This window comes from Sphaerisporangium melleum (genome assembly GCF_014646695.1).
Classification (GTDB): Bacteria; Actinomycetota; Actinomycetes; order Streptosporangiales; family Streptosporangiaceae; genus Sphaerisporangium; species Sphaerisporangium melleum.
In genome coordinates, this window is sequence record NZ_BMNT01000026.1 from 28,954 (window position 1) to 41,780 (window position 12,827).

Annotated in this window: 15 protein-coding genes; 8 read left to right on the forward strand and 7 right to left on the reverse strand. The window is 73.1% G+C overall.

Annotated elements, in window-relative coordinates:
• The first annotated feature begins 103 nt into the window (after window positions 1–103).
• Together IEY93_RS22650 and IEY93_RS22655 are read left to right on the forward strand one after the other, a co-directional pair.
• Complete coding sequence (locus tag IEY93_RS22650) at window positions 104–1,105, forward strand: GNAT family N-acetyltransferase (protein WP_189165122.1); 1,002 nt, start codon at window positions 104–106, stop codon at window positions 1,103–1,105.
• Window positions 1,102–1,962 carry a lysophospholipid acyltransferase family protein gene (locus tag IEY93_RS22655; protein ID WP_189165123.1) on the forward strand — a complete coding sequence of 287 codons (861 nt, stop codon included), beginning with the start codon at window positions 1,102–1,104 and terminating at the stop codon, window positions 1,960–1,962. Before IEY93_RS22650 ends, IEY93_RS22655 begins: the two co-directional genes overlap by 4 nt.
• A gap of 133 nt (window positions 1,963–2,095) precedes the next feature.
• Here IEY93_RS22655 and IEY93_RS22660 read toward each other — a convergent pair whose 3' ends face one another.
• The 4 genes from IEY93_RS22660 to IEY93_RS22675 all read right to left on the reverse strand — a co-directional run bounded on the left by IEY93_RS22660 (window position 2,096) and on the right by IEY93_RS22675 (window position 5,459).
• Window positions 2,096–2,734 (reverse strand): DUF11 domain-containing protein, encoded by a 639-nt coding sequence (locus tag IEY93_RS22660; RefSeq protein ID WP_189165124.1) that lies wholly within the window; start codon window positions 2,732–2,734, stop codon window positions 2,096–2,098.
• Window positions 2,735–3,015: 281 nt separating this feature from the next.
• Window positions 3,016–3,585 carry a hypothetical protein gene (locus tag IEY93_RS22665; RefSeq protein ID WP_189165125.1) on the reverse strand — a complete coding sequence of 190 codons (570 nt, stop codon included), beginning with the start codon at window positions 3,583–3,585 and terminating at the stop codon, window positions 3,016–3,018.
• Between the two features lie 138 nt (window positions 3,586–3,723).
• Window positions 3,724–4,713, reverse strand: a complete 990-nt coding sequence (locus IEY93_RS22670; protein ID WP_189165126.1) for an S-adenosylmethionine:tRNA ribosyltransferase-isomerase — start codon at window positions 4,711–4,713, stop codon at window positions 3,724–3,726.
• On the reverse strand, window positions 4,710–5,459 hold the full coding sequence (locus IEY93_RS22675) for an SDR family NAD(P)-dependent oxidoreductase (protein WP_189165127.1): 750 nt from the start codon (window positions 5,457–5,459) through the stop codon (window positions 4,710–4,712). Before IEY93_RS22675 ends, IEY93_RS22670 begins: the two co-directional genes overlap by 4 nt.
• Window positions 5,460–5,583: 124 nt before the next feature.
• On the opposite strand from IEY93_RS22675, the gene IEY93_RS22680 reads away from it, so the two are divergent.
• A complete protein-coding gene (locus IEY93_RS22680; protein WP_229691371.1) occupies window positions 5,584–6,747 on the forward strand; it encodes a GAF domain-containing sensor histidine kinase in 1,164 nt (387 codons plus the stop codon).
• A 65-nt stretch (window positions 6,748–6,812) separates the two neighbouring features.
• Window positions 6,813–7,466, forward strand: coding sequence for a response regulator (locus tag IEY93_RS22685; RefSeq protein ID WP_275412033.1), 654 nt, complete (start codon window positions 6,813–6,815; stop codon window positions 7,464–7,466).
• A gap of 65 nt (window positions 7,467–7,531) precedes the next feature.
• On the opposite strand, the gene IEY93_RS22690 is transcribed toward IEY93_RS22685, so the two are convergent.
• The gene (locus IEY93_RS22690) at window positions 7,532–8,269 is read right to left on the reverse strand and encodes an Rv1486c family protein (protein ID WP_189165129.1); all 738 of its coding nucleotides are present in this window, start codon (window positions 8,267–8,269) and stop codon (window positions 7,532–7,534) included.
• Window positions 8,270–8,401: 132 nt separating this feature from the next.
• On the opposite strand from IEY93_RS22690, the gene IEY93_RS22695 reads away from it, so the two are divergent.
• From IEY93_RS22695 to IEY93_RS22710, 4 genes are all read left to right on the forward strand, one after another.
• On the forward strand, window positions 8,402–9,196 hold the full coding sequence (locus tag IEY93_RS22695; protein WP_189165130.1) for an ABC transporter ATP-binding protein: 795 nt from the start codon (window positions 8,402–8,404) through the stop codon (window positions 9,194–9,196).
• Between the two features lie 160 nt (window positions 9,197–9,356).
• Window positions 9,357–10,286, forward strand: a complete 930-nt coding sequence (locus IEY93_RS22700) for an SPFH domain-containing protein (protein WP_189165131.1) — start codon at window positions 9,357–9,359, stop codon at window positions 10,284–10,286.
• Between the two features lie 143 nt (window positions 10,287–10,429).
• On the forward strand, window positions 10,430–11,185 hold the full coding sequence (locus IEY93_RS22705; protein WP_189165132.1) for a sulfite exporter TauE/SafE family protein: 756 nt from the start codon (window positions 10,430–10,432) through the stop codon (window positions 11,183–11,185).
• Window positions 11,186–11,210: 25 nt separating this feature from the next.
• A complete protein-coding gene (locus tag IEY93_RS22710) occupies window positions 11,211–11,438 on the forward strand; it encodes a DUF8836 family protein (protein WP_189165133.1) in 228 nt (75 codons plus the stop codon).
• A 46-nt stretch (window positions 11,439–11,484) separates the two neighbouring features.
• Here the strand turns inward: IEY93_RS22710 and IEY93_RS22715 are convergent, their stop codons facing one another.
• Both IEY93_RS22715 and IEY93_RS38490 read right to left on the reverse strand, forming a co-directional pair.
• Window positions 11,485–12,429, reverse strand: a complete 945-nt coding sequence (locus tag IEY93_RS22715) for a Rieske (2Fe-2S) protein (RefSeq protein ID WP_229691372.1) — start codon at window positions 12,427–12,429, stop codon at window positions 11,485–11,487.
• Between the two features lie 67 nt (window positions 12,430–12,496).
• A partial coding sequence (locus IEY93_RS38490) for an HD domain-containing protein (protein ID WP_229691373.1) occupies window positions 12,497–12,827 on the reverse strand: 331 nt, incomplete at its 5' end.

Sequence of the window (12,827 nt, forward strand, 5' to 3'; positions counted from 1 at the left end):
CGCTACCGACCGCTCAGAGTGCGCGTGCAAGCGGTTCACCATACGGACGGGAGATGGCCATCTCACCATGTCTTGATGGGTGGGCAAGAAGAGGAGACATGCCATGACCGAGGCTCCCGCCCGTCAGGTTCATCCCGGAAGCACCGGCGACCCCTTCGTCCGGTCCGATGCCGTGCCCGCCACCCGCCAGGCGGCCTCCCCGGCGCAGCTCATCCCGAACGGGGCCGGACCCCAGGGCGGCCCCGTCCCGGCCGGCGCGATCAGCGTCGTCACGGCGTCCGGCGCTCCGGCCGCGTCCCGCCCGCTCACCGCCTCGGCCCCGTCCCGTACGGCGGCGGGCGCCGGGTGGGCGGGTTCGCCGATCCATCCCCGTCTCGACCTCGGGAACGGCCCGCTGTCCGACTCCCGCGGACGCTACACCGTCGAGCTGGCCCGCGACGCCGCCGACCTGCGGGCGGCCCAGCGGCTGCGCCACGAGGTGTTCGCCGGGGAGATGGGCGCCCGGCTCGACTCCCCGGTCTCCGGGCTGGACGTGGACCGGCTGGACGCCTACTGCGATCACCTGCTGGTGCGCTCGGGGGACGAGGTGGTGGGCACCTACCGGATGCTCGCGCCGGGGCGCTCCGACCGGCTGTACTCCGAGGGCGAGTTCGACCTGTCCGCGCTCCGCGGCATCCGCGGCGGCCTGGTCGAGGTGGGGCGCACCTGCGTCCATCCGGACCACCGCGGCGGCGCGGTCATCGGCCTCATGTGGGCGGGAATCGCCCGGTACATGGTCGCCGGCGGTTTCACCTGGCTCGGCGGGTGCTGCTCGGTGCCGCTCGCGGACGGGGGGACGACGGCGGCGGGTGTGCTGGACCAGGTCGGCCTCGGCCCGGAGCGTTACCGCGTGACGCCGCGCAACCCCTGGACGGGCGAGGGCGTGGCGCGTCCGGACCGCCTGGTGGTGCCGTCGCTGCTGCGGGGCTACCTGCGGCTCGGGGCCTGGGTGTGCGGCGCGCCGGCACACGATCCGGAATTCGGGACGGCCGACTTCTTCGTGCTGCTCTCGCTGGCCAACGTCGACACCCGTTACCTGCGGCACTTCCTGGGAGTGGCGGAATGAGCGGCTGGGTGCCGGTGGCGCCGTGCTCGGTGGAGAGCTGCGTCTCGCCCGCCGCCGACCGCGCGGGAACGCCGCTCCGTACGGCGCGCCTGGCCGGGGCCGTCCTGGTGGTGCTGGCGGGGCTGCCCTGTGCCCTGGTCGCGCGCCTGACCGGGTGGGGGCGGCCCGACGTGCTGACCATGCTCTGGGCCCGCGCCTTCCTGCGCGCCCTCGGTGTCCGCGTGGTGGTGCGGCGCAGGCCGCCCGTGCCCGGCGGCGCCGTGGCGGCGGTGGCCGTGCCCGGCGGCCGGGGGGCGCTCATCGTCGCCAACCACATCTCGTGGCTGGACCCGATGGTGGTGGCCGCCACGGCGCCGTGCCTGGCCCTGGCCAAGAGCGAGATCGCCCGATGGCCGCTCGTCCGCTCTCTCGTGGCCGGTTCCGGCGCGATCTTCATCGACCGGGAGCGGATGTCGACGCTGCCCGCGACCGTGCGGGAGGTGGCGGACGCGCTGCGCGCCGGACGGTCCGTCGTGGCGTTCCCCGAGGGCACCACCTGGTGCGGGCGGAGCGTGGGCCCGTTCCGCCGGGCGGTGTTCCAGGCCGCGATCGACGCCTCCGCGCCGGTCACGCCGGTGGCACTGCGCTACCGCGACGGCGCGGGGGAGCCCGCGACCGCCGCCGCCTTCGTCGGGGACGACACGCTGATCGCCTCACTGGTCCGGGTGGTCTCGGCGAAGGGGCTCGTCGCCGAGGTGACCGTGTTCCCGGATGTTCCGCACGAAGGCGGCGTCACCAGGCGCGCGCTCGCCGGCCTCGCCCAGGCCGTGGTGCTGGAGGACGAACCGCGGTACGCGCATCTCCCCGTCGCCGCGTAGCGCCCCGCGCGGGTGAGGCGGCACGGCACCCGCAGTGAGCCCGCCGGCACACGCCCGGAGTCCGGTCCGGCGCTCCGGGCGCGTACGGGTGGGGGCCATCACGGGCCCGACGGTGCGCCGCGTGCGGGCCGGGTCAGCCGACCTTGGTCTTGACCGTCTTGGTGAAGTACCAGTCCTTGACGTCGAGCCGGGCGAGCTCGCTGCGGTTCAGGTCCTCGGCGCCGGTCGGCAGGTCGAAGGTGTTGACGCCAAGCTTGGCGCTGACGCTGCCCTTGACGCTCTTCTTGAGCTTGACCTCGATGGTCAGCCAGTCGCTCTCGCCCTCCTCCAGCTCGTAGGGCGACCAGCACCAGAAGCCGTCGGGGTAGAAGTCGCACTCGGTGCCCTTGGGGGCGTCGTAGTAGACGGTGCCGGTCCGGCCCTTGGGCAGCAGGCCGCCGAGGTAGTAGGAGTCGGCGGTGTAGGGGCCCTTGTTGACGGCCTTGATGCGGTAGACGAGCGTCCCGCCGCGCTTGACCTTCTTGGGGCCGGTCACGGTGACGGCGAAGGACGAGTACGGCTTGTCGGCGGCGGTCGTGGCCGCGCTCTCGGTGGCGGTGCCCGCCGCGGGGGCGGCGGAGGCCGGGGTGGCGGTGAACAGCAGGGCGCCCGCGAGCGGGGCGGTCACGAGCGTGGTCGCGAGCCTGCCGAAGGAGTGGCGCATGCACGTCTCCAGATGGTCGGGAAAGGAGGGGAACGCGGGTGCGGCGATCTGCCCCGGAAGCGGCTCCACCGGGACGGGAACGTTCCCATCCCGGTGGCGGAACCATGGGTTCGCTGATCAAGCCCAGCGTTTCTATCATGATCCACTGCGGTTGGTCGACTTATGTGCCTCTTATCCCGATTTAGGGTCTAAGCGGGATTTAGCGAGGGATGAAGCGGTCGACCCACGGAACGGACATCACGCAGTGGTGCGGAAGGCGCCGGACGGCGGGGGCGGCCGTCCGGCGCGGGTCGTCGAGCCCGGGCAAGGTCAGCCCGTGGGCAGGGCCGGCCTCGGAGACCGGGCGCGGATCAGCGAACGATCTTCGTCCTGTACGACTTCCACTTGATCTCGTTCTGCAGGTCGAGACGCTCCAGCTCGTCCTCGTTGGTGACGTCGACCCCCGGCGGGACGTCGATGGAGTAGGTCCCGAACTGCGAGGCGACGGCGCCCTTGACGCTGTTCTTCAGCCATACCCGCACGGTGACCGTGGTCGAGCGGTTCGGCTTGAGGGTGTCGAAGATGCAGAACAGCTCCTTGCGGTCGATGCCGCACAGCGACGACGACGCCTTGCCCACGACGCGGGCCTTGCTGGCCCCCTTGGGCAGGGCCCCGAAGATGCCCGCGAGGTCGGTCGGCCACTCGCCCTTGTTGGTGCTCTTGATGGTGTAGGTGATCGCGCCGCCGCGGCGCACGACCTTGTTCCAGCTGACCTTCATGGCCAGGGGGGACTGCGGAGCGGCCGCGACCCGCGTCGCGCTCGCGGAGGCGGTGGCGGCCGTGGCCGCCGCGGAGTCCGCCGTCGCGGGACCGGCGAGCGAGGCGCCCGCCAGGGACCCGGCGAGAGTGAGTGCGGCAAGTGCGGAGAGGTGCCGGCGCATGGATGAACTCCCGTAGAGGTGACTGGACGACGGATCGGCATCGCGCCGCGTCACGTGCGGTGAGGCGGCGCGATGCCGATCCGGTATCGAGTCAACGGGGTAAAACGCTGATTTGCGGCGATTTATGCGAAATTGATATCAGATGATCATGTGCAGGTCACCGAATTCGTGCCAGAGATAACCTTCGTGTAACGCCTCTTCGTACGATCGCGCCAGTAGATCCGTACCGGCGATGGCCGACAGCATCATCAGGTGGCTGGAGCGGGGTTCGTGCAGACCGGTGATCAGCCCGTCCACGGCGCGCACCCCGTCCGCCGGAGTGACGACACGCGACGTCCACCCCTCGGCGGCGCGCACCACGCCGTCGTCGCCCACCGCGGTCTCCAGGGCGCGCACCACCGTGGTCCCCACGGCGATGACCCGCCCCGCCGCCTGGCCGACCAGGCGGGCCGTCGGCTCCGGAACGGCGAAGCGCTCGGGGTAGGGCGGCTCGTCCTTCTCCGGCGAGGCCACGCCGGTGTGCAGGGTGATCGGCGCGATCACGATGCCCCGGGCGGCCAGGGCGGTGACCAGCCGGTGGCTGAACGGCCGTCCGGCGCTCGGCATCTCGGCGCTTCCGGGACGCAGCGCGAAGACCGTCTGGTAGGACGACAGCGGCCACTCGCCTCCCACGTAGGAGTACCGGATGGGCGCACCGTACGCGGAAAGGTAGGCGGGCACGTCGCGGTCGAGCCTCGCCCGCCACAACCGGGGCGTCTCGCGCTCCAGCAGCCGCAGCGTGGCGCCGCCGGGCAGCGGCAGCCACTCGCCCGGCTCCCCGCCGGAGTAGGGCCGGGTCGTGCCCTCGGTGCGGCGCCGCAGCTCCACCAGCCAGGAGCCGTCCTCGCGCTCGGTCGAGAAGTGGACGGCGAGCCGGTCCAGCGCGACGGCGGCGGGCAGCGTCGCCGAGTCGTTGACCACCAGCACGTCACCGGCGCGCAACAGCGAGGGCAGGTCGGTGAAGGCGTGGTGGGAGATCGCCCCGGTGCCGGTCGCGCTCACCATCAGGCGGACGTCGTCCCGGGCCAGGCCGCGCGCCTCGGGCGGCTCGTGCGCCTCGCGCACCGCCGGCAGGTCGAAGGCGATCACCGGATCACCCGCCCGCTGCCGGGCCGCCGCTTGACCAGGTCGACCAGGAACGCCGCCACGGTGGCGGGGTCCGCCGCCTGGGACGCCTCCTGCTCGCCGAGCGCGTCCGCCAGCATGCGGGTGCGCATCTCGCCCGGATCGACCGACCACACCGCGATGTCCGGCTCCTCCACGGCCAGCACGGCGGACAGGTGGTCGAGCGCCGCCTTGGTCAGGCCGTATCCACCCCAGCCCTCGTAGGTGCCGACCGCCGCGTCCGAGGAGATGTTGAGCACCGCGCCCCGGCGCTCGCGCAGCCCGCGAAGAGTCGCCTGGACCAATGCCAGGGGAGCGACCACGTTGACCGCGAGAGCACCGGAGAGCGCGTCCAGCGGGTAGGCCCCGAGCGGGGGCAGCGGGACGGCGCCGAGCGTGGAGGCGTTGTTGACCAGCAGGTCCAGGCCGCCGAGCCGGTGCGCCGCCTCGGCCAGCCGCTCGCGGTGGGCCGGGTCGGCCACGTCGCCGGGCACGGCTTCCGCGCCGGTCTCCCGGGCGGCCTCGGTCAGGCCGGCGGCGCCCCGGGCCGTGATGATCAGCCGCCAGCCGTCGGCGGCCAGGGCGCGGGCCAGCGCGCGGCCGAGCCCGCGTGAGGCACCGGTGATCAGCGCGGCAGGCGGCTCCCGGCCCGGGGAGGCAGCGCGGGCGGCCGTCCCGCCGAGGTCTTGGCGGGTTTCCTGAGCGGTCGTGGATCGCGGGTTCTGTGTCATGACGCCGACCGTAGGAAGGCGGCGCCCGTCCGGGCATCGGCCCGCGGACCGGTCCTGGCGCAGGCTGATGGCCCTAGGACCACCGGCCGAGCCGCGGCGGCGCCCTCACGCTTACAGTGTGGGCGTGACGACGCGACCGACCTCCGGAGATCCGGCCGCCGCGGGCGAGGACGGCCGGCCGGACGCGGTCCTGCACGCCGTCAGCTCGGCGGTGCTCGCGGTCACCCGGCACCTGTCGGTGCGTGAGGTGCTGCAGGTCATCGTGCGTTCGGCCGGCCGGCTGCTCGACGCCCGGTACGCGGCGCTCGGCGTGCCGGACGACGACGGCTCATTCGCCGAGTTCGTCGCCGAGGGCCTCAGCGACCGGCAGTGGGAGGCCATCGGCCCGCTGCCCCGCCAGCACGGCATGCTGGCCGCGATGCTCGGGGACGCCACGCCGGTGCGCCTGCCCGACATCCGCCGCGACCCGCGGTTCGAGTGGTGGCCGAGCGCCCACCCGGTGCTCAAGGACTTCCTCGGGGTGCCCATCCGCGACGGCGACCAGGTGCTCGGCATCATCTTCCTGGCCAACAAACGCTCGCCCGGCGGGTTCACCCGGCACGACGAGGAGCTGCTCACGCTCTTCGCCGCCCACGCGGCCATCGCGCTGACCAACGCGCGGCTGTACGAGCGCAACCGGGAGCTGACGGTCGTCGAGGAGCGCACGCGGGTGGCCCGGGAACTGCACGACGCGGTGACGCAGAAGCTCTTCTCCCTGCGGCTCACCGCGCAGGCCGCGGCCGCGCTGGTCGAGACCGACCCGCCGCGTGCCAGGGCGGAGCTCGACCGGGTGCGGGGGCTGGCGGGGGAGGCGCTGGCCGAGCTGCGCGCCGTGATCGTCGAGCTGCGTCCGGCCGACCTGGACCGGCACGGGCTGGCCGAGACGCTGCGCAAGCAGGTGGCCGTGCTCGACCGCCTCCACCCGGTGTCGATCACCTTCGACGCCGGCCCCCTCGGTGACCTGCAGCCCGAGACCGAGGTGACCGTCCTGCGGGTCGCCCAGGAAGCGCTGCACAACGCCCTGCGGCACGCGGACGCCTCGGCCATCCACCTGCGCCTGACGGCCGGGGGGACGGGCGTCAGGCTGGACGTCAGGGACGACGGGCGGGGGTTCCCCGCCGATGCCCCGCCCTCCCGGGGGCTCGGCCTGGTGTCGATGCGAGAGCGGGCCGAGGCGACCGGCGGGTCGTTGACGCTGCGGTCGAGTCCCGGCGCGGGGACGACCGTCAGCCTGGAGGTGCCCGCGTGACCGGCGGCCCCGCGAGCCTGGGCCTCGCCGGCACGGACACCCCTAGTACGGAGCGGGGGACGGCCGTGATCCGGGTGCTGATCGCCGACGACCACCCTGTCGTGCGGCAGGGGCTGCGCACGTTCCTGGACCTGCAGGACGACCTGCGGGTCGTGGGGGAGGCCGCGGACGGCGCCGAGGCGGTGGCCCTCGCCGCCTCGCTCGACCCCGACGTGGTGCTGCTCGACCTGCGGATGCCCGTGCTCGACGGGCTCGGCGCGCTGCGGGAGATGTCCGCGTCCAAGACGAGGGTGCTCGTGCTGACCTCGGTGAGCGACAGGGAGGACGTGGCGCCCGCGATGCGCTCGGGCGCGGCGGGCTTCCTCTACAAGGACGTGGAGCCCGAGGCGCTCGTCCAGGCGATCCGCTCGGTGTACGGCGGGCAGGTCGTGCTCGCCCCGGAGGCGGCCGAGGCCGTGCTGACCGGCCCGGCGGACCCGTCCGCACCGGCCGGCGCCCACGTCCGGCGGGCCGCCACGGGCCAGATCGCCCTGCTCACCGAGCGGGAACGCGAGGTGCTGGTGCTGATCGCGTCAGGGCGGTCCAACCGGGAGATCGCCCGGCACCTGGTCGTCGCGGAGAAGACCGTCAAGACGCACGTCTCGAACGTCCTGATGAAGCTCGGCGTGCAGGACCGCACGCAGGCGGCGCTCTACGCGGTTCGTCACGGCCTGGCGTGACCTTGCTCCAGGTGGAGAACCACCGGCCGCCGGGGCTGGGGCCGGCGCTGCACTCCAGGGGCGGGTCAGGGGCGGGCCTGGGCGTCGCGGGTCTCGTGGATGGCGTTGTGCGCCGCGACACGGGCCCGGCGGACGGCGCGGTCGAGGTCGCGCAGCGCCTGGCCGCGTACGGCGATCTGGCCCGAGGTCAGCCCGCGCTCGTCGGCCAGGCGCAGCACCGAGGCCAGCCGCGCGGTGAGGGCCGCGACCCGGTGGGCCCGCGCGGGGTATCCGGGGGCGAGACCGTCGTCGGTGGCCCTGAGCGCGGGGTGCCCCGGGCCGGGCCCCTCGGCCCTCGACAGCGCGTCGGTGGCCGCGCGCATGGCGGTGGTCAGGGCGTGCTCGGCCTCGGCGAGGCCGGGGACGTCCGGCGGGGTGCAATCGGCGGGCATCGCGCTCCAGCGCACACCGGAGTACGACGAGCCGCGCCGGTCGGGCGCGGGGACCAGGCCCAGGCACCGGCCAGGGAGCACGATGGTGACGGCCTGCCCGGCGTCGACGGCGGCCATGGTGAACGGCGGTGGCCCGGTCAGGCCGAGCGGGTCGCCGGCCGCGGGCAGGGACAGGCGCAGGGCGCTGACGCCCTCCGCCCGGAGGTCGGCGAGGAACCGGCGCAGGGGGACCTCGGTCACCTCGCTCGAGACGACCTGTGGCCCCGCGGCGTGCTCCAGCCGGTCGACGGCCTCGTCCAGGCCGGCATGTCCGGCAAGCCAGGCGTTGCCCCATGCGACCAAGGTGGCGGAGATCGGTGAATCGGGGTGCACCCGCACCACGATATGCGCTGATGCTGGAATAGGTTTGGTCCCGAGGGACACCGGACGGGGCGACCCGCCCGGGAGCAGCCGGGGCGGCCCACTCACGGGACGTCCCGGACGATCATGTAGGAGGTATCCGGGATGGGTGGTCAGGTGCTTCGGCTCCAGGACGTCGCCGTCCGACGAGATGGCGCGGCCCTGCTGCGGGGCATCGACTGGACCGTCGAGGAGGACGAGCGCTGGGTGATCATCGGGGCGAACGGCGCGGGGAAGACCACCCTGCTGCAGGTCGCCGCGGCCCTGCTCTTCCCGAGCGAAGGCTCGGTCGAGATCCTCGGTGAGCGGCTCGGCCAGACCGACGTGTTCGACCTGCGGCCGCGCATCGGCCTGGCCAGCGCCGCGCTCGCCGAGCGGGTGCCGCTGGAGGAGAAGGTCATCGACCTGGTGCTCACCGCCTCCTACGCCATCCTCGGCCGGTGGAACGAGGAGTACGACTCGGCCGACGTCACCAGGGCCGTCGAGCTCATCGACCAGCTCGGCGCCGCGCATCTGATCAGGCGGAAGTTCGGCACCCTGTCGGAGGGCGAGCGCAAGCGGGTGCAGATCGCCCGGGCGCTCATGCCCGACCCCGAGCTGCTGCTGCTGGACGAGCCCGCGGCGGGTCTCGACCTCGGCGGCCGGGAGGACCTCGTGCGCCGGCTGTCCGCGCTGGCCCACGACGCGGCCGCTCCGACGATGGTGCTGGTCACCCACCACGTGGAGGAGGTGCCCGCGGGGTTCACCCACGTACTGCTGCTCCGGCACGGCTCGGTGGTGGCCCAGGGGCCGATCGAGTACGTCATGACCGCCGACAACCTCTCCCGCACCTTCGGCGTGCCGCTCAGCCTCGAACGCAGCATGGACGGACGCTGGTACGCCCGCGCGCTGCCGGGCTGATCAGCGGGGCGGGCGGACCGCGCGGGCCGGCCGTTCGCGTTCGGGGTGCCGGCCGGTTCTGATCGGTATGAAGCGCCTTGCCTGATTCACGGACCTGTAAAGGGAAAACCAAATATCATTCCGGGCCGGGGCTCATCATTTCCAGCGGTCGGAGTTGGCCATGACTCAGCTTGCCGTCACCGTGATCGTCGTAGCCATCGCCGGGTTCGCGTTGTACCGCACCGTCCGGGTCGTCCCCCAGGCTCAGGCGTTCATCATCGAGCGCCTGGGGCGCTATCACCGCACCCTCGGCCCCGGCCTGAGCATCGTGGTGCCGTTCGTCGACCGGGTGAAGACCATGGTCGACCTGCGTGAGCAGGTGGTCTCCTTCCCGCCCCAACCGGTGATCACCTCCGACAACCTGGTCGTCTCCATCGACACGGTCATCTACTTCCAGGTGACCGACCCCGAGGCCGCCACCTACGAGATCGCCAACTTCCTGACCGGCGTCGAGCAGCTCACCGTCACCACGCTGCGCAACGTCGTCGGCGGCATGGATCTCGAGCGCACGCTGACCTCCCGGGAGGACATCAACTCCGAGCTGCGCGGGGTGCTGGACGAGGCCACCGGCAAGTGGGGCATCCGGGTCAACCGGGTCGAGCTCAAGGCCATCGACCCGCCCGCCTCCATCCAGGACTCGATGGAGAAGCAGATGCGCGCCGACCGTGACAAGCGCGCCTCCATCCTGTCCGCCGAGGGGCAGAAGCAGTCGGCGATCCTCACCGCCGAGGGCGAGCGCCAGGCGGCCGTGCTCAAGGCGCGGGGCGAGGCGGAGGCCGCCGTGCTGCGCGCCCAGGCCGACGCCGAGGCCCAGGCCATGCGGGCCAAGGGCCAGGCGGACGCCATCGCGATGGTGTTCCGCGCCATCCACGAGGGCAATCCCGACCAGCGGCTCCTCGCCTACCAGTACCTCCAGACGCTGCCCGAAATCGCCAAGGGCGACGCGAACAAGGTGTGGATCGTCCCCTCCGAGATGGGTAAGGCGCTGGAGAGCCTGGGCGGGCTGTTCACCCCGGCCAAGGAAGAGGCCAGGGAGCCCCGACAGGCCTAGGAGCCCGGCCCCCACCATCGGCTTGGTGGCTGCACCGTGTCCGCGTCGGGGTCCCTGCCGCTCGGACCGGGTGGCGGGGCCCCTGCGCGAGGCGGGTAGCGTTGCCGCCTACGATCGGGCGCAGTGGTACGGAGGGTGGCGTCGTGACAGCGTGGGAGGTCGTGGCGGTCCTGCTGGCGGGGGTCGCGGCGGGAGCCATCAACGCCGTCGTCGGCTCGGGTTCGCTGATCACCTTCCCGACATTGCTGGCACTGGGATATCCGCCGATCGTGGCGAACGTGTCCAACAACGTCGGCCTGGTGGCCGGTGGGGTGAGCGGCGTGCTCGGCTACCGGCGGGAGCTGACCGGCCAGCGGCAGCGGCTGATGCGGCTCGGCGTCGCCTCGGTGCTCGGCGCCCTGCTGGGCGCTCTGCTGCTGCTCCAGTTGCCGGCGCGCGCCTTCCGGGTGATCGTTCCGGTGCTGGTGGCGCTGGCCTGCGTGCTGGTCGTGGTCCAGCCGAAGCTGAACGCCTGGCTCACCAAGCGGCAGGGCACATCGCCTCCGCACGGCGGGCCTTCGCTGTGGCTCGGGGTGTTCGGCGCGGGCGTCTACGGCGGCTACTTCGGCGCGGCGCAGGGCGTGGTGCTGATCGGCCTGCTGGGCATCTTTCTCGATGACGATCTGCAGCGGGTCAACGCGGCGAAGAACATGCTGTCGCTGCTGGTGAACGCGACCGCGGCGATCGTGTTCTCGGTGATCGCTCCGGTGAACTGGCAGGTGGCGCTGCTGGTGGCGCTGGGTTCGCTGCTCGGCGGGTTCCTCGGGGCGCGCGTCGGCCGGAGGCTTCCGGTGCGGGTGCTGCGCGCGCTGATCGTCGTCGTGGGAATCATCGCGATCGTCAAACTGGTGTACGGCTGACCATCTCGTGGGTATTTACCTGGACATGAAGGGTGACCGGGTCGAGATCGTCATAGACGCGGGCGGCACGCCGCGCACCTACGAAGTCATCGCGACGAAGGCCGGCCGGCGCGTCGACGTGGCCACCCGCAGAGGGCTCGTCGAGGTCAGCGAGGTGACCAGGAGCGGCACGCCGGTGCGTACCGCCCGGTTCATGTCCAGCCGCATCCTGGCGCTCGTCGAGCACCCGGCCGCCGACCGCGAGAAGGACTGACGCCACCCGGCCCACCCCGCACCGTACGCGGGGACGGGCGGGAGGCTCAGGCGACCTGGCGCGGACGCACCTGAACGATGCCGTCGCCCCGGACGTTCACCTCGAACGACGGCTGCGGGGCCGTCGCCGGGCCGTGGACGACCCCGCCGTCCTCCAGCCGGAACGTGCTGCCGTGCCAGGGGCACACCACGCACGCCTCGTCGCCGTCCAGGACCAGGCGCCCCTGGTGCAGCGGCCCGGCCAGATGCGAGCAGCGGTCGGCGAGGACCTTCACGGTGGTGCCGTGGCGCAGCACGAACAGGTGGATGTACCCCAGGCGCCGGGTCACCGGGCGGCCGTCGGGCAGGTCCCACAGCCGGCACAGGTCGTGCCAGCCGAGCGGCACCAGGTGGGTGGTCTGCTCGGCGTGGCTCGGCCCGGCGGCCATGCGGTAGGCCAGGTGCCCGCCGAGGTTGCCGCCGATGCCCACGGCGCCGAGCCCGGCGAACGCCAGTGCCCGCGCCGCGCGGTGCCTGCCGGACAGCCGCAGCAGGAACGACCCGGCGTACAGGCCGAGGCCCGTCACGTTGGCCAGCGTATGGATGAGCCCGACCCGCTGCTGCTCCAGGTGCAGGACCGACCAGTCGGTGATGCCCGCGGCGGCGGCCGGGAGCGCCGTGACGATGCCGGTGGCCAGGACGGCCTGCGAGGCCCGCGGATCCACGTCCATCACGTCGAGGACGGCGGTGGCGGTGAAGCAGCCGAGGCTCACGGTCGCCAGCGGGGGGTGGAGGGGGTGACCCGTGGGCACCCCGTGCAGGAGGTCCCGCACGGGACTGCCGAGCGGCAGTCTGCCGCGGACGAACTTGGCCAGCGGGATGATGACGCGGTCGAGACCCTTCATGTGCTCGACGCGGTCGGTGACCCCGACCGGCAGCGACACACGCGCGAGGCCCAGTGACTCCCGGAGCGTGCGACGTCTGGAGTTGATCGACTTCGAGGTTTCCTCCACTTTTCGCCCCCTCTCGCTCTAGGGGGCCCTACCCCCCTTGAGCCAAGGAGAACACCGCGGGAGGCGGCTACGCGTGGCCGCGGGCCAGGTGGCCGCGGGCCACCGACACCTCGACGATCCGCGTCGCGTAGTCGGCCAGCGCCGGCGAACCCTCCCGGATGATCTCGATGTTCCCCATCACCTGGTCCGCCGTGATCCCGTGCCGGACCCAGGCGCCGCCCTCGCAGTGGTGGTTGGCCATCAGCGGCGCGAGCCGGTCGAGCGCCTTGGCGAACCTGGCCTCGGGCGTGGCCCGCGCCTCGAACTCCTCCCACAGGGCGCGCAGGGCGGTGGTCTGGTCGGCCGGCAGCAGCCCGAAGATGCGGTCGGCCGCGGCCCGTTCGGCCTTCTCCTGCACC